The 24,008-nt window shown below is 65.2% G+C and carries 22 protein-coding genes and 1 pseudogene; 21 read left to right on the top strand and 2 right to left on the bottom strand.

What is annotated here, in order from left to right; all coding sequences use genetic code 11:
• Positions 1-1,074 (top strand): MinD/ParA family ATP-binding protein (locus tag AWC17_RS05205; protein WP_208618362.1); only part of this gene is annotated, 1,074 nt, incomplete at its 5' end.
• Here AWC17_RS05205 and sigI read toward each other — a convergent pair.
• Positions 1,071-1,949 carry an RNA polymerase sigma factor SigI gene (gene sigI / locus AWC17_RS05200; RefSeq protein ID WP_046186660.1) on the bottom strand — a complete coding sequence of 293 codons (879 nt, stop codon included), beginning with the start codon at positions 1,947-1,949 and terminating at the stop codon, positions 1,071-1,073. The two genes, AWC17_RS05205 and sigI, sit on opposite strands and share 4 nt — an antisense overlap.
• Before the next feature lie 111 nt (positions 1,950-2,060).
• On the opposite strand from sigI, the gene AWC17_RS05195 reads away from it, so the two are divergent.
• Positions 2,061-2,903: an NmrA family NAD(P)-binding protein gene (locus AWC17_RS05195; RefSeq protein ID WP_085164381.1), complete on the top strand. Its 843-nt coding sequence runs from the start codon at positions 2,061-2,063 to the stop codon at positions 2,901-2,903.
• Between the two features lie 14 nt (positions 2,904-2,917).
• Positions 2,918-3,358 (top strand): nitroreductase family deazaflavin-dependent oxidoreductase, encoded by a 441-nt coding sequence (locus AWC17_RS05190; RefSeq protein ID WP_046186662.1) that lies wholly within the window; start codon positions 2,918-2,920, stop codon positions 3,356-3,358.
• 96 nt (positions 3,359-3,454) lie between these two features.
• On the opposite strand, the gene AWC17_RS05185 is transcribed toward AWC17_RS05190, so the two are convergent.
• The gene (locus tag AWC17_RS05185; protein ID WP_046186663.1) at positions 3,455-3,745 is read right to left on the bottom strand and encodes a WhiB family transcriptional regulator; all 291 of its coding nucleotides are present in this window, start codon (positions 3,743-3,745) and stop codon (positions 3,455-3,457) included.
• A 502-nt stretch (positions 3,746-4,247) separates the two neighbouring features.
• Between AWC17_RS05185 and espM the strand changes: the two genes are divergently transcribed.
• From espM to AWC17_RS33025, 18 genes and pseudogenes are all read left to right on the top strand, one after another.
• A complete protein-coding gene (espM, locus tag AWC17_RS05180; RefSeq protein ID WP_085164379.1) occupies positions 4,248-5,348 on the top strand; it encodes an ESX-1 type VII secretion system transcriptional regulator EspM in 1,101 nt (366 codons plus the stop codon).
• Between the two features lie 216 nt (positions 5,349-5,564).
• The gene (locus tag AWC17_RS05175; protein ID WP_141224508.1) at positions 5,565-6,986 is read left to right on the top strand and encodes an EspA/EspE family type VII secretion system effector; all 1,422 of its coding nucleotides are present in this window, start codon (positions 5,565-5,567) and stop codon (positions 6,984-6,986) included.
• 75 nt (positions 6,987-7,061) lie between these two features.
• Complete coding sequence (locus AWC17_RS05170) at positions 7,062-7,376, top strand: ESX-1 secretion-associated protein (RefSeq protein ID WP_047324082.1); 315 nt, start codon at positions 7,062-7,064, stop codon at positions 7,374-7,376.
• Positions 7,377-7,601: 225 nt separating this feature from the next.
• Entirely contained in the window at positions 7,602-8,912 is a 1,311-nt protein-coding gene (locus AWC17_RS05165; protein ID WP_244193476.1) for an EspA/EspE family type VII secretion system effector, read from the top strand.
• 639 nt (positions 8,913-9,551) lie between these two features.
• Positions 9,552-10,610, top strand: a complete 1,059-nt coding sequence (locus AWC17_RS05160; protein ID WP_141224507.1) for an EspA/EspE family type VII secretion system effector — start codon at positions 9,552-9,554, stop codon at positions 10,608-10,610.
• A gap of 214 nt (positions 10,611-10,824) precedes the next feature.
• On the top strand, positions 10,825-12,237 hold the full coding sequence (locus AWC17_RS05155; RefSeq protein WP_141224506.1) for an EspA/EspE family type VII secretion system effector: 1,413 nt from the start codon (positions 10,825-10,827) through the stop codon (positions 12,235-12,237).
• A 74-nt stretch (positions 12,238-12,311) separates the two neighbouring features.
• Positions 12,312-12,623, top strand: coding sequence for an ESX-1 secretion-associated protein (locus AWC17_RS05150; RefSeq protein ID WP_046184947.1), 312 nt, complete (start codon positions 12,312-12,314; stop codon positions 12,621-12,623).
• A gap of 2 nt (positions 12,624-12,625) precedes the next feature.
• On the top strand, positions 12,626-13,465 hold the full coding sequence (locus AWC17_RS05145) for an ESX secretion-associated protein EspG (RefSeq protein ID WP_046184946.1): 840 nt from the start codon (positions 12,626-12,628) through the stop codon (positions 13,463-13,465).
• 36 nt (positions 13,466-13,501) lie between these two features.
• Positions 13,502-14,098: a hypothetical protein gene (locus tag AWC17_RS05140; protein WP_046184945.1), complete on the top strand. Its 597-nt coding sequence runs from the start codon at positions 13,502-13,504 to the stop codon at positions 14,096-14,098.
• Complete coding sequence (eccA, locus tag AWC17_RS05135; RefSeq protein ID WP_047323934.1) at positions 14,095-15,816, top strand: type VII secretion AAA-ATPase EccA; 1,722 nt, start codon at positions 14,095-14,097, stop codon at positions 15,814-15,816. The genes AWC17_RS05140 and eccA overlap by 4 nt, the downstream gene beginning before the upstream one ends.
• A gap of 3 nt (positions 15,817-15,819) precedes the next feature.
• Complete coding sequence (gene eccB, locus AWC17_RS05130) at positions 15,820-17,271, top strand: type VII secretion protein EccB (protein WP_046184943.1); 1,452 nt, start codon at positions 15,820-15,822, stop codon at positions 17,269-17,271.
• A complete protein-coding gene (eccCa, locus tag AWC17_RS05125) occupies positions 17,268-19,508 on the top strand; it encodes a type VII secretion protein EccCa (RefSeq protein WP_046184942.1) in 2,241 nt (746 codons plus the stop codon). Before eccB ends, eccCa begins: the two co-directional genes overlap by 4 nt.
• A 2-nt stretch (positions 19,509-19,510) precedes the next feature.
• A pseudogene (locus AWC17_RS33335) lies at positions 19,511-19,585 on the top strand (16S rRNA (guanine(966)-N(2))-methyltransferase RsmD); the annotation flags it as partial.
• A complete protein-coding gene (gene eccCb, locus AWC17_RS05120) occupies positions 19,582-21,378 on the top strand; it encodes a type VII secretion protein EccCb (protein WP_046184941.1) in 1,797 nt (598 codons plus the stop codon). The pseudogene AWC17_RS33335 and the gene eccCb, both read left to right, overlap by 4 nt.
• A gap of 280 nt (positions 21,379-21,658) precedes the next feature.
• Positions 21,659-22,855, top strand: coding sequence for a PPE family protein (locus AWC17_RS05115; protein WP_046184940.1), 1,197 nt, complete (start codon positions 21,659-21,661; stop codon positions 22,853-22,855).
• Positions 22,856-22,952: 97 nt separating this feature from the next.
• Positions 22,953-23,246 carry a WXG100 family type VII secretion target gene (locus AWC17_RS05110; RefSeq protein WP_372514702.1) on the top strand — a complete coding sequence of 98 codons (294 nt, stop codon included), beginning with the start codon at positions 22,953-22,955 and terminating at the stop codon, positions 23,244-23,246.
• Positions 23,247-23,286: 40 nt separating this feature from the next.
• Entirely contained in the window at positions 23,287-23,574 is a 288-nt protein-coding gene (locus tag AWC17_RS05105) for a WXG100 family type VII secretion target (RefSeq protein WP_046184938.1), read from the top strand.
• 106 nt (positions 23,575-23,680) lie between these two features.
• Positions 23,681-24,008: ESX-1 associated ATP-binding protein EpsI N-terminal domain-containing protein (locus AWC17_RS33025; RefSeq protein WP_425270850.1), on the top strand; the 328-nt coding region annotated here is incomplete at its 3' end.

Below are 24,008 nucleotides of genomic sequence, written 5' to 3'. Positions count from 1 at the left end.
CCCCCGCCACGACCGCCGGCGCCCCCGCCGCAGCGCCCGTCAGCGCCGCCCCGGCAGACCGCCGCCGCCCCGCCTGCTTTCCCGCGCCCGCCCGCGACGTCGCCTCCGCAGGAGGCTCCCGCACCCGCTCCGGCGCCGCCGCCCGCAGCCGAGCCGGCGCGGGCCACCACTGGCTTCCATGCAGCGCCCGACCGCGGTTGGCGACGCATTCTCCGGCTGATGACTTTTGGCCTCGTCAACCTGGGTCCGTCGCCCGCGCAACAGCAGGAAGCGCAGCACGAGGCGGCCATCCGGACGCGCCTGCTCGGCAACTACAAGGTCGGCGTTCTGGGCAAGGGCGGCGTAGGAAAAACCTCGGTGGCCGCCAGCGTCGGGTCGCTGTTCGCCGAACTCCGAAGGCAAGACCACGTCGTGGCGATCGACGCCGACACCGCCTTCGGCCGGCTCAGCAGCCGAATCGATCCGCGGTCGACCGGATCGTTCTGGGAACTCACCGCGGACAAGAACCTGCAGTCCTTCAGCGACATGGTTGAACGGGTGGGGCGTAACCCCGCCGGGCTGCACGTGCTCGGCGGCGAGCCGGCGTCCGGCCCCCGCCGGGTCCTCGACCCCGCGATCTACCGGGAAGCCGCACTACGCCTCGACCGCCATTTCGCGATCTCGGTCATCGACTGCGGCTCCACGATGGACGCCCCGGTCACCCAGGAGGTGCTGCGCGATCTGGACGCGCTGATCGTGGTCTCCTCGCCGTGGGCGGACGGGGCGAACGCCGCCGCAAGGACCATGGAGTGGCTGGCCGATCAGGGCTTCGACGCTCTGCTGCAGAACAGCATCGTCGTGCTCAACGATTCGGACGGCCACGCCGACAAACGCACGCGGGCGTTGCTGGCCCGCGAGTTCATCGAACACGGGCGGCCGGTGATCGAGGTGCCCTACGACCCTCACCTACGGCCGGGCGGCGTCATCGATGTGAGCCGCGAAATGGCGTCGGCAACTCGGCGGAAATTCGTCGAGGTCACCGCGACGATAGCCGGCTACTTCGCGGCGCGCCCCGACGATCAGCGGCCGAGCTAGGCCTTCTCCGCCGCATTCCCCATCCGCGCCAACGGGTCGGCGATCGCCTCGATCTTGGCCACGTGCGACCCGCGGATCGTCAGCACGATGACGGCGAAAAGGCGGCGACCGCTGAAGGCCAACAGCGCTGGTCCCCCGACGGGACCGCTGACCAGGGTCACCTCCGGCCACAGGTAGCGCAGCAGGTTGGTGGCCACCGCCTGTGGCCCGTGATTGATCTGTGGTGGCGGTGCCGGGTCGGCGAGGATCGTGCCCACGCCCCACACCGTCGGGTCCAGCACGGCGGCCAACCCGGTGATGTCACCGTTGGCGCATGCCGTGATGAACTTTTCGGTGACGAGCTGATGCTCGGCCGAGCCGACCGCATTCGCTTTCGGTTGTGCGGCAACGAATTTAGCTCGCGCGCGCCGCGCCAGCTGACGGCAGGTGCCGGCCGGGCGGCCCACGGTTTCGGAGATCGAGTCGAACGGGACACCGAACACGTCGTGCAGCACGAAGGCGACCCGTTCCCCGGGACTGAGCCTGCGCAAGACTTCCAGCAACGCGGTACGGATCTCGTCGTCGAGGGTGACCCGGTCGGCCGGGTCGGCGCGGCGCGGCGCCGGCAGCTCCTCAACCTCACCCGGGCGTTCGTAGCGGGCGCGGGCCGAGCGAACCTGGTCGAGGCAGAGCCGGCTTGCCACCACCGTCAGCCAGCCTCGGACGTCCTCGATCTCGCTTACCTCGGCCCGCGAGAACCGCAGGAAGGCCTCCTGCGCAACATCTTCCGCGTCACCGACGTCGCCGAGCATCTGGTAGGCGAGGTTGACCAGATACGGGCGGTGACGGCGCCAGGCCTCGGCGACCTGGTCGCTCGCTGACTGCGACTGGTTCATGACTCTTCGACGATCTGCTGCGGCAAATAGTTACGGGTTCTCCGTTGTAACTTTCCCACCTTCCGGCCCGTCCTTGGATCACCGCAGAAAATTCCGAAAGGAGCCATTCCCATGACGATCGTCATAACGGGCGCGACCGGCAACGTCGGGCGCCCTCTCGCCACCGCACTCGCCGCCGCGGGAGCCTCGGTGCGGGCGGTCACCCGCGCGCCGGAGACGGCCGGTCTTTCGCCCAACATCGAATTGGTCGGGTCGGCGGCCGAGGCGCTGCCCGGCGCGTCGGCGGTGTTCCTCAATTCCCGGGCGCTCGGCGGGGAACTGGAGACGGTGGTAGCCCAGTGCGTGCGCGCCGGGGTCACCAAGCTGGTTGCGCTCTCGGCCATCAACGCCGACGACGACTTCTCCCGGCAGCCGTCCCGCTTCCGCGGGGACCGCAACAAGGAAGTCGAACAGCTCGCCGTCGACTCTGGCTTGGCCTGGGTGAGCCTGCGGCCGACGGTTTTCGCGACGAACTTCACCGGCATGTGGTCGCCGCAGATCCGCGCGGGGGATGGGGTTTTCGGGCCGTACGCCGCGGCTTCGACGGCACCGATCGTCGAGACTGACATTGCGGAGGTGGCGGCGCGGGCGTTGCTCACCGATGAGCTTGTCGGGCAGCGGATCCCGCTGACGGGCCCGCAAGCTTTCACCAACTCGGAGTTGGTCGAGGCCATCGGTGCGGTGCTGGATCGACCGCTGCAGTATCACGAAATTCCGAATGCCGCGGTGCGTCAACGGTTCATCGGGTTGGGTTTCCCGGCCGAGTTCGCCGATGCCTACATCGCCATGCCCGCCGCCACGCTCGAGGCACCCGCGCTGGTCACCCACGACGTGGAGAAGATCCTCGGCCGGCCGGCGCTCCCGTTCAGCCAGTGGGTCGCTGATCATCGCGACGTCTTCGCTCGCGCGAAATAGAAAAGGAGGTTGACATGTCCGAACCACGTCCACCGCGCTACCTCAAGCCCATGAACAGGGTGATGATGGTGGTGCAGCGACTCGGGATTCCCACCGGGCCGGCCATGGTGCTGACGGTGCCCGGCCGCAAGTCGGGCCGGCTCCGCAGCACCCCGATGACGCCGTTCGAATTTCGGGGCAGCCTCTACGTGGTGGCGGGCTATCCCGGCGCCGACTGGGCGGCAAACGCCCGAGCGGCGGGCACCGGCACACTCAGCCGGGGACGGCGGTCACAGGAGGTCCGGATCGTCGAACTCTCCGCTGGTGAAGCGCGGCCGGTGCTGCGGGCGTTCCCCGCCAAGGTGCCCGTCGGTGTGTCGTTCGCGAAGCGATCGGGGATGGTGCGTGATGGAACGGCTGACGAATTCGAAGCACTGGCGGGGCGGCTCGCCGTCTTCCGCTTCGAGCCGACGTAACGGCGGCCGCCGGTTGCCTAGTCCCAAAGGGAAAGCGGTGCAGCGGTTTCCGCCGCTACCCGGCGCTGACCCAGAATTTGCAGCCATGAAACGGGACTAGGCTGACTTCGCGGTCTCGCGCACCGGGTAGCCGTTGCGCTCGGCCAGGGATCGCAATTGGCGCAACGCGAACGCGCGCGGGCGACCACCTTCGGGGATCACCACGCCGGCCCACAATCCTTCTGCGCCGCCGGACTCCACCGCGTCACGCGCGCACATCCAGCGGCGGGGGCATGCCCGGCACAACGCGATGGCCTCGGCGTCGGGGGCTTCGGTCCAACGGTCGGGGTCCTGCGTGCAGGCGCCGAGCGGGATGTTGAAGGTGTTGAACAGAGGTGTTGCGGTCATGGCGGTCGTTCCTTCTGAAGCATTGGTTCTGCTGTATGCAACGCAACGGTATAGCACTAACCGCTGCAATGCAACGGTTTTATTTCAGTACCGCATCGGCTGGGGCCGATGGGAGCGCTTCGGCAGACGACGCGGCTTGTCCGTGTCGGACCATATCACGGCTTTGAGCAGGGGATTTGCAGAGGCGGGCCCCACGCTTTATCGGAAAGGCGGACGGTTACGTAACCGTAGCGTTGAGCGATCTGCCATGTAAACCGCGCCTGTATCTGCACGCTAGACGCATCAAACCGTAGCGCTGCGGGAGAGGTCCTGTGCGCCGGTCAAACGGCCGCGGTGATCAGTCGGAGGTCCAGCCGTGGTGTCGGCGTAGCGTTTCGACGGCGCGGTGCCGAAACTGTGATTCAAGACGTAGCGGCGCGCGATAGAAATCGGAAGGGTGCGACGGTTAGACTTGTCTCGGCGGAAGGCCCGCCCGCTGCCCTCGATCGAGGAATCACCCCAGATGCCCAGCGCCGACTCGACTCCCGAGCTTGCTTTGCTGGTCGTGCACAGCGGTGCCACCTCGCATGAAATCGAGCCCGGCCAGGGTGTGGTCACAATCGGTCGGGATTCTCAGAACGACGTGCAGATCGAACATCTCCAAATCTCTGGGGAGCGTCTTCACGCCGAATCCGTCGACGGGTCATGGCGGATCGTCGACAAGGGTCCGAACGGCATGTTCGTCGACGGACAACGGACGAGCTCCGTGATGGTGACGGACAAAACGACGGTTCGGCTCGGCGACCCCGCCGCCGGCGAGGTGCTGACGTTCGAGATCGTCAGGCCGTCGAGTCCGGGTGGACGGCGCGACGGCCAGAAATCCGATGGCGGCGAGCCGGATCCGGGCATGGCGCGCGCCGGCGCGGCCGCCGCCGCACGCCGTCGGGAACTGGGCATCAGCCAGCGCAGCCTGGCGGCCGACGGGATCATCAACGCCGGCGCACTCATCGCTTTCGAAAAGGGCCGCAGTTGGCCGCGCGAGCGAACCCAGGCCAAGCTCGAGCAGGTGCTGCAGTGGCCCGCCGGGACCATCGCGCGGATCCGACGTGGTCACCCCGATGCCGGTGAAGCGGTCGCAGAAGCCGTCGCGCCCGAGACCGCCAAAGCGCCGACGGAAACCCCACACTCTGACGCCCCGACATCGCTGATCGCGCAGGCGATCGTCGCCGCCGTGGATGGCTGCGGCCTCGCCATCGCCGCGCTACCGGCGGCCGACGATCCCGAATTCACCGAGCGGGTGACACCGATCCTCGCCGATCTCCGCCAGCTCGAGGCGATCGCCGTGCGGGCAACTCGCATCAGCCGGATCACGCCCGAACTGATCAAAGCGCTGAGCACGGTTCGCCGCCACTACGAAGATCTGATGACGCTCGGCGCGACCGCCCCGGGCGCCCCGCTGGCGCAACGCTTGTATGCGGCCCGGCGACGGGCGAACCTCTCCCCGGCGGAGACCGCCGAAGCGGCCGGGGTCACCGAAGAAATGATCGTGCGCGCGGAAGCCGACGAAGCGGTGCCCGACAGCGTCGCCGATGCGATCGAAACGCTGATCGGCCACATTCACTGAAGGGGCTGTCGACGAGGGCGCCGATTGCCCGGTTCCTCGACGCTGCCGCCATGCTCACGTGTCATTTCGGCACGCATAGTGGAAGCCCTTGCGAGTCTGGAAAATTCGTGCACCGACTGCGCTACGAGCGCGTTACGCTAAACAAGCCGTTAACGCGGGTGTTCAGGATCAGCTCGTAAACGGCGCGCCAAAACGTATTACACGGAGGACCCACAGATGTCTGCTTCTCTTTTTGCACAAGCCGCCAAGATCATCGGCACCTTGTCCGGACTGGCCGGCCTGGGCCAACAAGGAGCCGGCATAGGTCTAAGTTTGGAGGGCATCGCTAGCGGTGAATTAAGCCCTGAATATCTTGCCGGGAGTGCGACCAGTGCGGGCGGAGACCTCGGGGCCATTGCCGCCAGGCTGGGCACCCGGTCGGTGGTGAACAAGTTCGACTCGTTCATAAAGGGCGATCCTGTTCGGAACATGGAATTCACCAAACGCATGTCGGGCCGCCTCCCCGCCAACCCAACGAATGCCAAAAAAGGTGTTGGAGATTTCGGCAAAGCCGCCAGCCTCATCATGTGGACGATCACCATCGTCGAAGTTCTGGAGCTGACGACGGGGTTCGGGCCGCCGGCCGATGGAAGTGACCTCGAGGGCGGCGCGCAACAATTCGCCGACCTCTCCGCCCAGCTAAAGTCGGCCCTCCCGGACGACAATTGGCAAGGTTCGGCGTCGCAAGCATATGCCGATCTGGACACCACGCTGCAGAACATGGCGACGTCGATGGCCGAGCTGGATAACCAGCTCGCCGCCCTGGTCAAAGATCAGGCGGAGTGGGTCGACCATATGCGGCTGGCTTTTGGGATTTTGAAGGATGTACTTTTCGCGGCATTCCTCATCGAGATGCTCATGTTCATGATCCCGCCGTCCGGCCCCCTCGCGGCGAAGATTTTTGCGGGCATTGTTTGCGGTCTTGGGATCGCCGGCGCCCTGAGCTTTCTTGGCGTGCTGCTCAACTACTCGATCACGAATGGACAAAAGGCGGACGCTTTAGCTGCGCAGTACACGCAGCTGGCGGCGGGGGCGGTGCAGACGGGTTCGTTGGCTCAGGCCAAGGTGGCTACAACGGGGGAGTCCTCGGTGTCCAGCTTTGAGGCGGTGTCGGCCAGCATGTCGGGGCCAGCGGTCACCGCGGCGCCGGTACCGGCCGTCGCCGCCCCGGTCAAACCCCGCAACGGTGCAGACGACGAACGCGCTCCGGTGAGCGCGCAGATGAGTGCCGCTGACACCGCCGCCGGCGCCACAGCCGATGCGCCCACGACCCCGGATCAGAGCACGCCGTCCACGCCGGCCGCCGCCATGCCCACCGTGGCGCAGCTATCGGCCATGTCAGGGCAAGCCTCGAAGCTGTCCGGCAAGTTGTCGCCGCACGCGCAACTCGTCAACCAGGCGATGGCACAGATCCAGCAGCTCACCCAAACGGCCCAGCAGGGCCAGGGAACTGCGGCGCCCGCCGAACCGGCCGCCACCGAGGAGGCTGATGTCGAGGGCGCCGGGGCCGGCATGGGCACCGAGGGAACCCAGCGTGCACCTATCGAGGCCACCGCCGGCGCCGAAGCCGCGCCAAGCCGGGCCGGGCGGGTCATCTGACACCACCGGCACACGAGAACCATTGCTAGCCAACACCATAACAACTCGAAAACCAGACATTAAGGAGAGCAAACCATGGCCGATGTAGCCGTCACACCAGAACACCTCGCCAATCTGGCAACAGCGCAAGACCAGGCGTCCACGCAAGCCGGGACCGCTGCCTCGGCGGCCTCCAATCTGGAAGTCGCGGTCTGGGTGAGCCACGGCGTGGTCAGCGGGGCATCCAATGTTGCCTTCACCAAAGCTGCGGCTGCACGCCAAAAAACGGGCCAAGCCATGAGTGCAGCTTCCACCGAGCTCGCCGAAAAGCTTCGCACCGCCAAAGCCGTTTACGAGACCACCGACGAGCAGAGCGGCAAGAACCTCGACAAACAGGTTCTTGAGAGCTGATCACGCCCGGTCGCTTCCCAGGCTGTCGCGGGACTTGGTCGACGACGCCGGTGGAGCCCCGTCGAGTGATCCGCGACGGTCGGATGCCGGTCAATTTGCCAGCGGCGCTTGCGAGCCGGGCCAACGGTAAGGACGCTGCAGATGTCGATATTTGCGCAGGCCGCAAGGGTCGTCGCGAGCTTGGCCGGCATATCCCAACAATTCATCGGTCCCAACGGCCCGGAAATGCGGGGCGGCGAACATCTGGCTGCGAGTACGACCAGTTTTGCCGGAGACGCCTTGACGCCGATCGCTACGTTTGCGGGCAAGAAGGCCACAGCGTCATTGCTTGCATCGTTCATGAAGCTGCCCAGAGATACGCGCGTACAGTTCCTCAGTCGGGTGGGCGGCGGGAATCCGATTGCCGGCAAGTCCAAGCTCACATCCGCGATGAAGGCCGCCAGTATCATCCTTTGGACCATCACCGTCGTTGAGATCCTGGAGCTGACGACGGGGTTCGGACCGCCAGACGAGGGAGATGACCTCAAAGCCGGTGCGCAACAGTTCGACACACTCTCCGAGCAATTGAAGGCGGCCCTGCCGGAAGACAATTGGCGGGGTTCGGCGTCGGATGCCTATGCGAACTTGGACACATCGCTGCAGGATCTCGCGCAGACGATGGCCGGGCTGGACCTGCAGATGACGGACCTCGTCGAGAATCAGGCCGAGTGGGTCACCCACATGCGCTTGGCTTTTGGGATCTTGAAAGACGTACTTCTGGCAGCATTCGTCATTGAGATAGTTATGACGTTTCTACCTCCCCCGGCCGGCCCAGTTCCGGCGCGGGCTTTCGCACTGACGGTTTCCGGGCTGGGAATCGCCGCTGCCACAAGCTTTCTCGCCACCTTGTGCACCTACTCGTTTGAGAACGCGAAAAAGGCGGACGCCTTGACCTCCCAGTACACGCAGGCGGCGTCGGGGGCGGTGCAGACGGGTTCGTTGGCTCAGGCCAAGGTGGCGTCAACGGGGGAGTCCTCGGTGTCCAGCTTTGAGGCGGTGTCGGCCAGCATGTCGGGGATGCCGGCCGTCACCGCGGCGCCGGTACCGGCCGTCGCCGCCCCGGTCAAACCCCGCAACGGTGCAGACGACGAACGCGCTCCGGCGAGCACGCAGATGAGTGCCGCTGACACTGGTGTCGGTGCCACAGCGGATGCACCCACGACGCCGGATCAGACCACGCCGTCCACGCCGGCCGCCGCCATGCCCACCCTGGCTCAGGTGAGCGCCATGTCAGGGCAAACCTCGAAGCTCTCCGGCCAGTTGTCGCAGCACTCGCAACTGGTCAACCAAGCGATGGGACAAATCCAGCAGCTCACCCAAATGGCCCAACAGGGCCAGGGCGCTGCAGCGCCCGCCGAAAAGGCTGCGCTCACCAGTGACGTCGAAGGCGCTGAAGCGGGCTTGGGCACCGACGGCGCGCAACGTGCACCCATCGAGGCCGCAGCGGCCAGCACCGAACACGCATCGGAGCCGGGCCCCGTCGCGCGCATCGTCTGATGCCGCAATTGCAGCCGTGTGATGCGACGTCGGGCGGCGCACGGCTAGCCTCGTTGACGAAGTCTTCCTTGTCGGGCATCGACTTCGACAACTTAAGCCTTGCTCAATCAAAGTTCGCGCGACACTTCCATCTTCTTGCGCTTTAGTGTCGGCGCCGATAGCGCCGATCGGTCGAATGACCGGCCGCAGTGCGGCACGAGCGAATAATCAACTGTCCCACCAAAATTGCGCGCTGCGCCACTCATATACGGTGTTAGGCTAAGGCACGCGATTAACCGCGTGTGGCGCGCAACCGGCGAACGTAAGGATCCGTAGATGCCTGTACCCATAGTTGTCGACGCCGCGAGGCTCCTGGCGAACTTGGGCGCCTTGGGCTCACAGTTCACAGGAACGAGCGGCTTCGAAGACCCCACAAAATTCAGCGGTGAATACCTTGCCGCGAGTGTGACCAGTATGAGCGCGGACGGGTTGGGCGGTGGGGCTGCGATTGCCAAGTTGGCTGGCTTGGATGGGATGGGGAGAATTCGCGCCGAGGGGGGGCTGAAGGGCAAATATCAACTGCCGCCCGGCCACAAGGGAAGGCTCAAAACGGCCGGCAGTTTCATCCTCTGGGCCCTTACCATCGTTGAGATCCTAGAGATGACGACCGGGTTCGGACCGCCGGCAGAGGGAAGTGACCTCAAGGCCGGTTCACAACAGTTCACCTCACTCTCCGGGCAGCTGAAGGCAGCACTACCGGACGACGGCTGGCAGGGTTCGGCGTCGGAGGCCTACGCCGACCTGGACACGACGCTGCAGGATCTTGCGCAAACGATGGCCGGGCTGGACCTGCAGTTGGCGGACCTCGTCGAGAATCAGGCCGAGTGGGTGACTCACATGCGCTTGGGCTTTGGGATTTTGAAGGACGTGCTTTTCGCCGCGTACATCATCGAACTGATCATCAGATTTGCACCCGCCCCGCTCGGGCCCGCAGTGTCCCAAACTTTTGCACTCACGGTTTCCGGGCTGGGAATCGCCACTGCCGTAGGCTTTCTCGCCACCTTGTGCACCTACTCGTTTGAGAACGCGAAAAAGGCGGACGCCTTGGCCTCCCAGTACACGCAGGCGGCGGCGGGGACGGTGCAGACGGGTTCGTTGGCTCAGGCCAAGGTGGCTTCAACGGGGGAGTCCTCGGTGTCCAGCTTTGGGGCGGTGTCGGCCAGCATGTCGGGGATGCCGGCCGTCACCGCGGCGCCGGTACCGGCCGTCGCCGCCCCGGTCAAACCCCGCGACGGTGCAGACGACGAACGCGCTCCGGCGAGCACGCAGATGAGTGCCGCTGACGCTGGTGTCGGTGCCATAGCCGATGCACCCACGACCCCGGATCAGACCACGCCGTCCACGCCGGCCGCCGCCATGCCCACCGTGGCACAGCTGTCTGCCATGTCAGGGCAAACCTCGAAGCTCTCCGGCCAGTTGTCGCAGCACTCGCAACTGGTCAACCAGGCGATGGGACAAATCCAGCAGCTCACCCAAATGGCCCAACAGGGCCAGGGAACTGCGGTGCCCGCCGAACAGGCCACCACCGACGAGGCCGCGCTGGCCAGTGATGTCGAGGGCGCCGGCATGGGCACCGACAACGCCCAGCGTGCGCCTGTCGAGTTCACCGCCGGCGCCCAAGCCGCGCCACAGCCAAGCCGGGCGGGGCGGGTCATCTGACACCACCGGCACAGCGAAAACCGTAGACAGACAGAGCGATTCCAGGCGTAGCGCAACCTTCGAAGCCCCAGCGCGCAGCATCAGACCGATCAGCCGAGTCGCCTCGCTCACTCACGCGATCGAGAATTCAGTCAGTCAGCTTAACTCGGGGTGACCAGCGCCCGCCGCATCAAGTCAATTGTTCCCCGGCCGTCAACCATCCCTTAAAGTTTCTGTGGAGTTCACCCACCGTTACCTGAATCCTTTGTGCCCCGGGAAAATTCGTGCGGCGGACCCCCGTCTACGCGCGTTAGGCTCAACCTGTCGTCCTCAACATGAGTACAACACCAATCAGCGAGCGCGAAGGGATACAACCGCCGTGAGTCGTCTTGCAGGTATTCATGATCTCGCTTACTGCTTCACGCGGCTACAAGCCGGAGGGGGTGCCGCGTATTCGGGAGATTGGGTGGGCCTGGGCGCGAACCTGGGCGCGCTCGCCGGCAAAGCGATGTGGTATGGCAGGAATCAGATCAAAGTCCTCGCGGACGCATTGAAAACACAGGGCACGAAGACGCTCCCGACGCCGACCGCAATTGTCGATGTCGCGATGGTGGCGATCTCGGCGGTGGACCTTCTCAACGGATTCTGGACTCCCGACAAGGGCGCCTCGTTCACCAGCGGTGCCGACAAATATGAAACCGTCTACCTCTATTTAGGTGAAGCCGCTCCCGACCCACGCGACTGGAACGGAGACGCGGCGAAGGCATACGCCGACGCGACCGTCGCACTGCAGGCACTTGTGCAGACGATGCAGGACCTGGATAAGAAGATGCAGACCCTCATGGCCGACCAAGGGTCCGAAGTCGCCAAGGCGCACAACTGCATCGCGGTGACGCTACTGGGGCTCGTCATCGCTCAGGGCATCGCCCTGGCCATGTACCTGATCCCAGTTGTCGGCCCTGAGATATCGGCGGCGTGGCAAATAATCGCCGCCTTCGCGGCATGCGCCACCGTCTTGGCCTTCGAGATGTTCACGCTGTCCAACTCGATGTCCCTTTCTCACCAGATCCACGCGACCGCCCTCGAATACGGCGAGGTCGCCGAGAAGGCGATCCCCACCAGCTCCTTCGCTCGGATCGAGGTGAAAGGGGCGGAGGAGACCACAACGGGCGACTTCAAGGCCATCTCCGCCGGCATGTCCGGCATGTCGGCCTTCGCCGGCGCACCGACGGTCGCCTCGTTGGCCAGCATGGCGCCAGCGGCCGGCGATTCGCCAGAGGAGCGCGGCGTCCTGGGTGCGCTCAAGACCGATGGCGCGACTCCCATTGAGACCGTCCCGGTCGAGACGACGCCGGCGTGGACGCCGCCAACCCTGAGCCAAGTCAGTCAAGCCTCCGGGCAGCTCGCACAGCCAATGAACTTCGCCAATCAAATGATAGGGCAGGTGCAACAACTCGCCTCGATGGGTCAGCAGCGTCAGGGGGCGGAGCCGGCCACCGAGAAGGGCGCCGCCGAGGAGGCCGCCTTGGCGGGGAACGGCGCCGGGGCGGCGTTGGGCACGGCGGGCGCCGAGCGCGCGCCTATCGACGGCGCAGCGGTTGGCCACGAAGCGGCACAGGGGCCGGGCCGGCCGCAGCGGGTCCGCTAAGACCTCGCCAGTGCGGCAAAAACCGATACGAGTCAATGCAATAGCGAGTAAGAATATCCGTTGAGGAGATTCCCATGGCAATTTTAAACGTCGACGAAAAGTATCTTGAGCAATTGGCGACGAAGCAGGGGCAAGCCGCCACCAAGGCTGAAGACGCGGCGTCGGCTGCGGGCAATACCGAAACCGCGGTGTGGGTGACCCACGGCGTAATCAGCGGAGCATCCAACAGTGCGTTTGTCACCGCTGAAAAGCAGCGCCGCGGTGCCGGTCAAAACATCAGGCAGCACGCGTCTGATCTCGCCGCGAAGTTGCGTGTCGCCAAGCAAACGTATGCGGGCGTCGACGAGGACTTGAGCGCAAACCTCAACAAACAGATGCTCAGCTGATCATGTCCGATCCCCTCACTGCCGGTCTTGCGGGCCTCGTCGACGATGTCGTCGGGGTGGAGGTGACCGTCGATGGCATGTTGGTGATCGCCGACCGACTGCACCTCGTCGAATTCCCGACGACGCTCGGGATCCGTCCGAACATCCCCCAAGAGGAGTTGCGGGACCTCGTCTGGGACCAGGTGCAGCGCGACCTCACCGCTCAGGGGGTGCTGGACCACCAGGGCCAACCCCACCCAGCGGTGGCGGCGATGGTCGACACGGTCAGCAGGCCCGACCGCAGCCTGGAGTGCCGGTGGTGGCGGCGCGATCTCGGCGGTGTCATGGTGCGTTTTGCGGTGTGCCGCAAAGGCGAACGCCATGTGATCGCCGCGCGTGACGGTGACCTGGTGGTGCTGCAGTTGGTGGCTCCGCAGGTCGGTCTGGCGGGGATGGTGACCACCGTGCTCGGCCCTGCGACACCCGCCAACGTCGAACCGCTGACCGGTGTGGCGGCCGAATTGGCCGGATGCACCACCGCCGCGCAGCTTGTCCAGCACGGCGCCGCACCCGCCTCGGCCCGCGTCTACGCCGACATCATCAGCGATCCGAGTAGCTGGGTCGAGATCACCGCCAGCCAACGCCACCCCGGAGGTACGTCCACGCAGACGGACGTCGCTGCCGGTGTCCTCGACTCGGTGCACGGCAGGTTGGTATCGCTGCCCCGCCGTGTCGGCGGCGAACTGTACGGCAGTTTTCTGTCCGGCACCCAAGAAAACCTGCAACGCACGCTGGACGGCCTCATGGAGTTCCTCCCGGCGGGCGCCTGGTTCGACCGCGTCGAAGCCTCCTACGGGGGCTGACCCCAGCCCGATTGACGAATTCAGAAAGAAGGAACCATGCCGCAGTACGACGACCACGACGATCTGGCCGCCCTGGATTTCTCCGCCGTCGAATCCGGTTCCGACACGCTTGAGGAGTCAGACGCGCTGGACTTCTCGGCCCCTGACGACGAGGAGGAGTCGGCCGTCGATGCACTGCACGACTATGCGCCGAGCGAACCCGAGGATTCCGACACCGACCTCGCCGCGATCGAGTCGCAGACCGACGCGACCCAGGAAGCGGACGAGGGCGCAGAGGAAGCCCCCCAGGAGTTCACGGTGACCAATCCTCCCGAGACGGTGTCGGTGTCGGCGCTCATGGACGGGCGGACCCAGCGCGTCGAGCTGTCGGCGAAAGTGACGAGCATGAGCGAGGCCGAACTCGCGGACGAAATCCTCGTCATCGCTGACCTGGCTCGGCAGAAAGGCTTGGCCGCCCAGCACAGCTACCTGTTGGGAGACGACTCCCTGTCGGAAACCATGCGCGAGATGGGAATGGACGGTAACGATGTCGTGCGGGACTTCATGGAAAACGGCATCGGTTTGATCACGCCGGAACAAGCGGCCGCGGCGCAGGCGGAAGTGTTCGCCACCCGGTACGCACCCGATAAATGACAGACCATCTGGCCGGCCTGTTTGAAAGCGCGGTCGGCATGCTGCCCGTGTCGGAGGCACGGGCGCTGGAGCTGTTCACCGAGATCACGAATTACGACGAATCCGCCTGTGACGCGTGGATTGGACGCATCCGCTGCGGCGATACCGAACGGGTGACGCTGTTTCGTGCCTGGTACTCGCGCACACATTTCGGACAACTGGCCGGATCCGCCCAAATCTCGATGAACGCCGTGGGCGCTCGGCTTGCGATCGGCGGCCTCTACGGCGACATCACCTACCCTGCCAACTCGCCGCTGGCGATCACCATGGGCTTTGCCGTAAGTGAAGCGGCGCAAGGCAATTTCGCCGACGCCATGGAGGCCGTTGAGAACACGCCGACCACCGGTGCCGAACATCTGCTGTCGTGGGTCAAGGCGGTGATTTACGGCGAGGCTGGGCGCTGGACCGAGGTGATCGACGAAGTCAGGGCCGCGAGCAGATGGCCCGACGAATTCCTGGCGGCTGCCGCCGGCGTCGCGCACGGGGTTGCCGCAGCCAACCTCGGCTTGTTCACCGAAGCCGAACGGCGGCTCACCGAGGCCAACGCCTCGCCGGCGGGGGAGGCATGCGCGCGGGCCATCGCCTGGTACCTGGCGATGACACGCCGCAGCCAGGGAAACGAAGAAGCCGCAGTGGCACTTCTTGAATGGTTGCAGACCACCCATCCGGAGCCCAAAGTTACTGCCGCGCTGAAGGATCCGTCATACCGCCTGACCACGACCAGCGCAGAGCAGATTTCCGCCCGCACGGACCCATGGGACGCGAACACCGTCGTGGCCGACACCTCCGGCCGCGACCAATTGCTCGCGGAGGCCGAAGCCGAACTGGAACGCCAGATCGGGCTCACCCGGGTCAAAGAACAGGTCGAGCGATATCGCGCCGCTACCCAGATGGCACGGGTTCGCGCCGCCCGCGGCATGAAGGTCGCGCAGCCCAGCAAGCACATGATCTTCACCGGGCCGCCCGGTACCGGCAAGACGACCATCGCCAGAGTGGTGGCCAACATCCTCGCCGGTCTGGGTGTCATCCCCGAGCCGAAGCTCGTCGAAACCGCGCGTAAGGATTTCGTCGCCGAATACGAGGGCCAATCAGCGGTCAAGAGCACTAAGACGATCGATCGTGCCCTGGGTGGTGTGCTGTTCATCGACGAGGCCTACGCGCTGGTGCAGGAGCGGGACGGGCGGACCGACCCGTTCGGGCAAGAGGCGCTGGACACCCTGCTGGCGCGGATGGAGAACGACCGTGACCGGCTGGTGGTGATCATCGCGGGCTATAGCTCAGACATCGATCGGCTGCTGGAAACCAATGAGGGCCTGCGGTCCCGCTTCGCCACCCGGATCGAATTCGACTCCTACTCCCCGGAGGAGATCCTGGAAATCGCGAAAGTTATTGCAGCCGCCAATGACTCGTCGATGAGCACCGAGGCGGCCGACAATCTGCTGCAAGCGGCCAAGCTACTGAGCCAGCAGACGGTGCGCGGCAAAGCCGCGCTCGACATCGCCGGCAACGGTCGCTACGCGCGCCAATTGGTCGAGGCCGGCGAGCAATACCGCGATATCCGGCTGACCCGTTCAACCGACTTCGAATCCCTCGACGAAGACCGCCTGCGCGAGATCAACGGCGAGGACATGGCCGAGGCGATCGCCGCGGTACACGGACGACTCAACATCATCGAGTAACGCATGGCAGGGTTTCGGCTAACCACCAAGGTTCAGGTCAGCGGCTGGCGCTTCTTGCTGCGGCGCCTCGAGCATGCAATCGTGCGGCGCGACACCCGGATGTTCGACGACCCGCTGCAGTTCTACAGCCGATCCGTCGCACTCGGCGTCCTCGTCTCGGTGCTCGTCGTGGTGGGTGCGCTGGCGATGGCGTACTTCAAGCCGCAGGGCAAGCTCGGCAGCGGCAATTTGTTCGTCGATCGCTCCACCAACCAGCTGTACCTGATGGTGTCGGGCCAGTTGCATCCCGTCTACAACCTGACCTCGGCGCGGCTGGTGCTGGGCAACGCGGCCGAGCCGAAGGCCGTTAAGCCCGCCGAACTCAACAGATTTCCCAAGGGCCAGTCCATCGGAATCCCCGGTGCACCGTACGCCACGCCCGTGTCGTCAGACTCCTCATCGACCTGGGCACTGTGCGACACCGTCAGCAAGGCCGAAAGCACCGCGCCCACGGTGCAGACCTCAGTGATAGCGATGCCGCTGCAAATTGAGCCTGTCGTGATCGACCCCATCCTTCCGCACGAGGCGCTGCTGGCGTCTTACCAGGGCAAAGACTGGATTGTGGACACACACGGGCGGCACGCAACGGATTTGAGCGATCGCCCCCTGACCTTTGTGGTCGGGATACGCGGCACCGCCAAGCCGAGCCCCCTGTCATCGGCCATGTTCAACGCGCTTCCCGACGCCGGGTCCTGGCAGTTACCTGCGATCCCCGGTGCGGGATCACCCAACACTTTGGGGCTCCCCGAACAGCTGGTGGTCGGGTCAGTGTTACAGCTCCGGACCACCTTGGGCACAAGGTTTTTCGTAGTGATGCAGGATGGCGTGGCACCCGTGAACGCCAACACCGCCGCGGCGCTGCGCGCTAATCAAGCCTACGGACTGGTGGAGCCCCCATCACTGCCTCCGAACGCCGTCGTCCAGATTCCCGAATTGGTATACAACTCACCACTGCCCGACGAACCGATCAAGATCGTGTCCCGGCCGGCAGATCCCACGCTGTGCTGGACCTGGGAACGCAAACCTGGTGAACAGGCTCCCAAAACCACGGTGCTGACCGGTCGTCATCTGCCGATACCGGTGTCGGCGATGAACTCTGGGGTCAGGCAAATCCAGGGCCCCGTAACCGTTTACACGGACGGCGGCAAGTACGTGCAGCTGCAGTCCCCCGACCCCCGGTACGGCGAATCGCTGTACTACGTCGACCCGCAAGGTGTCCGCTACGGGCTGCCCGATGCTCAGGCGGCCTCGGCGTTGGGCTTGAGCGCGCCGAAAACCGCGCCCTGGGAGATCATTCGCCTCCTGGTCGACGGCCCAGTGCTGTCGAAAGACGCCGCGCTGCTGGAGCACGACACCCTGCCCGCCGACCCGAGCCCGCGAAAAGCCCCGGCGGCAGCACCGGGAGGACCCTCATGACGACCAAGAAATTCACTCCCACCGTCACGCGCGGACCCCGGCTGACCCCGGGCGAGATCAGCCTCACGCCGCCCGAGGACCTTGGCGTGGACATCCCGCCGTCGGGCGTTCAGAAGGCTCTTCCCTATGTCATGGGTGTTTGCATGCTCGGCATGATCGCGATCATGGTCGTCACCGGCACCCGGCAGCTGTCGCCGTACATGCTGATGATGCCGCTGATGATGATCATGATGTCGATGGGCATGATGGCCGGTCACGGTGGCGGCGGCAAGAAGGTGCCCGAGATCAATGCCGATCGCAAGGAGTACCTTCGCTATCTGGCCGGGCTCCGTCCGCGGGTGACGTCGTCGGCCAGCGCGCAGGTGGCGTTCTTCGGTTACCACGCACCGCATCCCGACGATCTGGCGTCGCTCATCGGCACACCACGGCAGTGGTCGCGCCCGGCGAACGCCGACTTCTACGCCGCCACTCGGATCGGAATCGGTGATCAGCCGGCGGTGGACCGGCTGATGAAGCCGTCCGCAGGCGGCGAGCTGGCGGGCCCGTCCGCGGCGCCGCAGCCATACCTCGAGCCGGTCGCCAATATGTGGGTGGTCAAATTCTTGCGCACCCACGGGCTTATCCATGACTGCCCGAAACTGGTGCAGCTGCGCACCTTTCCGACGATCGCGGTGGGCGGCGATCCCGCGGGCGCGGCCGGGTTGTTGACCGCCATGGTCTGCCACCTCGCCGTCTTCCATCCGCCCGACCTGCTGCAGATTCGGGTGCTCACCGAGGACCCGGACGATCCGGACTGGTCGTGGCTGAAATGGCTTCCGCACGTGCAACATCCGACTGAGAACGACGCCGCCGGGCCGGTTCGCATGATCTACACCCGTCCGGATAACCTGTCCGACCTGGCCGCCCGAGGCCCGCATACCCCCGATTCGCTGCCAGGCGGCCCCTACGTCGTGGTGGTGGATCTGAGCGGCGGCAGAGCCGGGTTCCCGCCCGACGGCAGGGCCGGTGTCACGGTGATCACGCTGGGCAACCACCGCGGGTCGAACTACCGCATCAGGGTCGCCGACGACGGGACTGCCGACGACCGCCTGCCGGGGCAGCAGTTTCGTCAGGTGACGTCCGTCGCCGACAGCATGTCGGCCCACCAGGCGGCCCGCATCGCACGGAAGCTGGCCGGATGGTCGATTACCGGCACAGTGCTCGACAAGAAGGGCACGGGCATCCAGAAGAAGACGGCGACGGAATGGCATCAACTGGTCGGCGCGCAGAGCGTCGAGGAGGTGATGCCGAGCCGTTGGCGGATGTTCACCGATACCGACCGTGATCGGCTCAAGATCCCGTTCGGCCACGAACTCAAGACCGGCAACGTCATGTACCTGGACATCAAGGAGGGCGCCGAATTCGGCGCCGGACCGCACGGCATGCTCATCGGTACCACCGGGTCGGGAAAGTCCGAGTTCCTGCGCACCCTCATCTTGTCGCTGGTGGCAATGCACCACCCGGACCAAGTTAACTTGCTGCTGACCGACTTCAAAGGTGGCTCAACGTTTTTGGGGATGGAGAAGCTTCCGCACACCGCCGCGGTGGTCACCAACATGGCGGAGGAGGCCGAACTCGTCAGCCGGATGGGCGAGGTGCTGACCGGCGAGCTCGACCGCCGGCAGGGCATCCTGCGTCAGGCCGGCATCAAGGTGGGCGCCGCCGGAGCACTCTCCGGCGTGGCCGAATACGAGAAGTATCGGGAGCGTGGCGCCGACCTTCCGCCGCTGCCAACACTTTTCGTCGTTGTCGACGAGTTCGCCGAGCTGCTGCAAAGCCACCCTGACTTCATCGGGTTGTTCGACAGGATCTGCCGCGTGGGGCGGTCGCTGCGCGTGCATCTGTTGCTGGCCACCCAGTCGCTGCAAACCGGCGGTGCACGCATCGACAAGTTGGAGCCAAACCTGACGTATCGCATCGCGCTGCGCACCACCAGTTCCCACGAGTCCAAGGCCGTGATCGGAACCCCGGAGGCGCAGTACATCACCAATAAGGAAAGCGGTGTCGGATTCCTGCGGGTCGGCATGGAAGACCCGGTCAAGTTCAGCACCTTATATACCGGCAACACGTACGTCCCGACGGCTCGGGCCGAGACGAACGGTGAGGGCAACGGGGCCGCCCCTGAGACCGGGCCGAAAAAGGTCCGCATCCAGCAGTTCACCGCGGGCCCGGTGCTCGACGAGGTGATTGCGTCATGACCCGCGCCGGCGACGACGCAGTGGGGGTACCGCCCGCTTGCGGGGGACGTAGCGATGAGTTGGAGCGGCGCTCATGACCGTCGAATCGAAAGGTCGGGCGCTGCGCGAGGTGGTGCTCGAGCAACTCAGCACCACTGAGTCGCGGGCGTACAAGATGTGGCTGCCCCCGTTGACCGACCCCACACCCATCAACGAACTCATCGCTCAAGACGACCGCCAACCGCTGCGGTTCGCGCTCGGGATCATGGATGAGCCGCGCATGCACCGGCAGGCCACGTGGGGCGTGGACGTGTCCGGCGCGGGCGGCAACATCGGTATCGGGGGCGCACCGCAGACCGGGAAGTCCACGCTGCTGCAGACGATGATGTTGTCGGCCGCCGCCACCCACTCACCGCGGCAAGTGCAGTTCTATTGCATCGATCTCGGCGGTGGTGGCCTGATGTATCTGGAGAACCTGCCACACGTCGGCGGGGTGGCGACCCGATCGGAGCCCGACCGTGTCATGCGCGTAGTCGCGGAGGTGCAATCCGTTCTGCGGCAACGGGAAGCGACTTTCAAGGAGCACCGGGTCGGTTCGATCGCGGCGTATCGGCAGCTGCGCGAAGATCCGAACCAACCCGTCGCCACCGACCCGTTCGGCGACGTCTTCCTGGTAATCGACGGGTGGCCGGGGTTCGTCAGTGAATTCCCCGATCTCGAGTCGCAGGTCCAAGATCTGGCCGCGCAAGGCTTGTCATTCGGTGTCCACGTGGTGATAACCACACCACGCTGGACGGAACTGAAGTCGCGGGTCCGCGACTACCTCGGCACCAAGATCGAGTTCCGACTCGGCGACGTCAACGACACCCAGATCGATCGAGCCACGAGGGAGATTCCGGCGAATCGCCCGGGCCGGGCGATGTCGACGGAGAAGCACCACTTGATGATCGGTGTGCCCCGGTTCGACGGCGTGCACAGCGCCGAGAACCTGGTGGAGGCGATGACCGCGGCGGTGAATGAGGTTGCGGCCCAACACACTGAGCAGGCGCCGAGGGTCCGGGTTCTGCCGGAGCGGATCTACCTGTACGAGCTCGACCCGCATCCACCGGGACCGGAGTCCGACTACCGCACTCGCTGGACGATCCCGATCGGAGTGCGGGAAACCGATCTGTCGGTGGCCCACGCGCACATGTACACCACACCGCACTTGTTGATATTCGGTGCCTCCAAGTCGGGCAAAACCCGCACCGCACATGCGATCGCGCGGGCGATCTGTGCCCGCAACAGCCCAAACCAGGTCCGCTTCATGCTCGCCGACTACCGCTCCGGACTGTTGGACGCGGTGCCACAGAGCCATCTCCTCGACGCGGGCGCGATCAACCGCAACAGCACGACGCTCGACGAAGCCATCAAAGCCCTGGCGTTCAACCTGCAGAAGCGGTTGCCACCGGCCGACCTAACCACGGCGCAATTGCGGTCCCGGTCGTGGTGGAGCGGATTCGATGTTGTTCTTCTCGTCGATGACTGGCACATGATTGTGGCGGCCTCCGGAGGGATACCGCCGATGGCGCCACTGGCACCTTTATTGCCCGCCGCTCAGGATATCGGGTTGCACATCATTGTGACCTGTCAAATGAGCGCCGCTTACAAGGCGACGATGGACAAGTTTGTCGGTGCCGCGTACGGCGCGGGATCGCCCACGCTGTTCCTTTCGGGCGACAAGCAGGACTTCCCGTCGAGGGATATCCAGGTCAAGCGGAGGCCCCCTGGCCAGGCATTTTTGGTTACTCCCGAGGGGAAAGAGGTCATCCAAGCGGCCTACTTGGATCCGCCAGAAGAAGTGCACTCACCACCTCCAGGAGGCGGTTACGATTATCCCAGCGCCCAGTAAGAACACTGGACACACCGCACGCATAACGAGCCGAGATTGCGTTGACCAATGGGTTGTTTTGCCCTAATTGAATAGCTATTTCGCGCGGATGTACAGAAGAGGTACGCAAATGCAGAAAATATCACTTAACCCGTTGGCTGTCGGTATTGGCGACGAAGTCGCCGCAAATGCCAGCCGGGTTTCAGCGGCAGCCGGCGCACGCGCCGCCGGACGCTTTGGCATAGCGGTCTTGTTCACGAGATAGCCCAAAAGTACACGCAGACAAGGGGACTGGATAGACATGTTGTGGCACGCGATGCCACCGGAGCTGAACACCGCGCGGCTGATGGCCGGAGCGGGTCCGGCGCCGATGCTGCAGGCCGCCGCCGGCTGGGAAGCGCTGGCCGGCGCGCTCGAGACCCAGGCGCTCGAGTTGTCTGCTGCTCTGGTTTCCCTCAAGGCGTCATGGACCGGCATGAGCAGCGAACGCGCCATAGCCGCGACGATGCCGATGGTGGCCTGGCTGCATACCGCGGCCCAGCAGGCCCAGCAGCGCGCTATGCGCGCCGCGGCGCAGGCCGCGTCGTACACCAAGGCCCTGGCGATGACGCCGTCGTTGCCGGAGATCGCGACCAACCACATCACCCACACGGTGCTCACCGCCACGAATTTCCTTGGCATCAACATGGTGCCGATCGGGCTGAACGAAACCGACTATTTCGTCCGAATGTGGAATCAGGCCGCGGCCGTGATGGACATCTATCAAGTGGAAACGATCGCGAACACGACTTTCGAGCCGCTTCCGCCCATCAAGCCGATCCTGCAGCCCGGTGTGGGTGACGCGGTGGCGACGGAGGCGTTGAGCACGCTCTCGGCCGTCGGCTCCGAGGCGATTCCCGCAGCTATGCGCGCACTGTCCGAGGTTGAGGACGAAATCCCCGAGACCGCTCCCGAGGTCGGGGCGCCCCTCGAGCAGCCAGCTACGCCGTCCCTGGGGCAGCTGGGTCAGCTCGGCGGACCGATGCAGCAGCTGATGCAGCCGCTGCAGCAAATGACCTCAATGGCCGGCCAGTCCGGCGGCATGGGTGGCCCAGGGGACAGTCTGGTCGGCGACAAGCTCGGCCACCTGCCCGGCAAAGACGGCGGCCAGCTCGGCCTGGTCGGCGCCAGTCCGCTTTCCACCCACCCCTTGGCGGGCGGATCGGGGCCCAGCATGGGCATGGGGCTGATGCGTTCGGAGGCCCTCCCCGGGACAGGCGGAACGGCTCCCCGCACATCGCTGATGAACCAGTTGATCGACAAGCCGTCGCAGGTGATGGCGCCCGCGGGTGCCGGCGCTGGGTCGTCGGCGGCCGGGGGCGCGGCCCCCATGGGCATGGGAGGCAGCGCCGCACAATCGGCAGCTGCCGCCAGGCCGGGGCTCGCGACGCCCACGCTGCTCGCCTCGCATCCGGACGACGGCGACGACGCCGAGTTTGAGCACGAGGACGACTGGTGAGCGCCCACAGAGAAAGACTTCCCGGCCGCCCGGGCCGGAAGACTTGCCATCACTTGGCGAGGACAGGAAACAGAGAAAGTAGTCCAGCATGGCAGAGATGAAGACCGATGCCGCTACCCTCAGCGCGGAGGCTAGCAACTTCGACAGGATCTCCGGCGAGCTCCAGCGGGTCATCCAGACCGTGGAGTCGACCGGGGGCGAGCTGGCCGGCCACTGGCGCGGTCAAGCCGGTGCCGCCGCTCAGCAGGCGTTGACGCGCTTCCACGAAGCGGGCCAAGCCCAGATCAAGGCGCTCAGCGAAATTTCGCAGAACATTCACGGCGCCGGCATTCAGTACTCCTCGGCCGACGAGGAACAAGCCAGTTCTCTGTCGTCGCAGATGAACTTCTGACCCATCACCCCTCAGCAACACAAAGAAACGGAGCAACAATATGTCGGAACAGTCATGGAATTTCGCCGGTATCGAAGCGGGATCCAGCTCGATTGCGGGCGCTGTGCAATCCACCCACGGCCTTCTCGACGAGGGGAAGAGTTCCCTCGCCAAGTTGGCCGAGGCGTGGGGCGGCAGCGGTTCGGAGGCCTACCAGCAGGTCCAGCGGAATTGGGACGACACCTCCGCTGAACTCAACGCCGCGTTGCAGGCGCTGTCGCAGCGCATCACCGAGGCCAGCCAGGCGATGTCTCAAACCGAATCCGGCGTCACGGGCATGTTCACGTAAGACGATGGCGAGCGGCGAAGCACGAGATTGGGCCACGTCGACCTAACGGGAGATTTAGGCTCTTCTCGTGCTTCCTCGCGTGGAACGAGTTTGACGAAAGGGTTTGATGGCGGCCGACTACGACCGGCTCTTCCAATCCCTCGAGGGAATGGAAATTGCGGATGAGGCTGCGGCGCAGACGGATTTCGACGTCAATGCGCCGGTTGCCATGCCGCCCACGCCGGGTGCGATGCCGCCCGCACCGCCCAGCACAACCAAATCGAACGGCCATACCCCGCCGCCGATGCCCATCCACCTGGACGAGCATTCTTCCTCCGCCTCCACCGAAACACCACCACCGCCAGTCGAGTGGACCGCACCAAGCCCACCAGCGCGACCCCCAATACCGGTCGACCTCACCGAGCACTCCCCCTCCGCCCCCACCGAAACACCAC

Origin of the sequence: Mycobacterium nebraskense (assembly GCF_002102255.1) — a bacterium.
Classification (GTDB): Bacteria; Actinomycetota; Actinomycetes; order Mycobacteriales; family Mycobacteriaceae; genus Mycobacterium; species Mycobacterium nebraskense.
The sequence above is the reverse complement of the archived record's forward strand: the minus strand, read 5'-3'. Positions and strand labels throughout refer to the sequence as shown.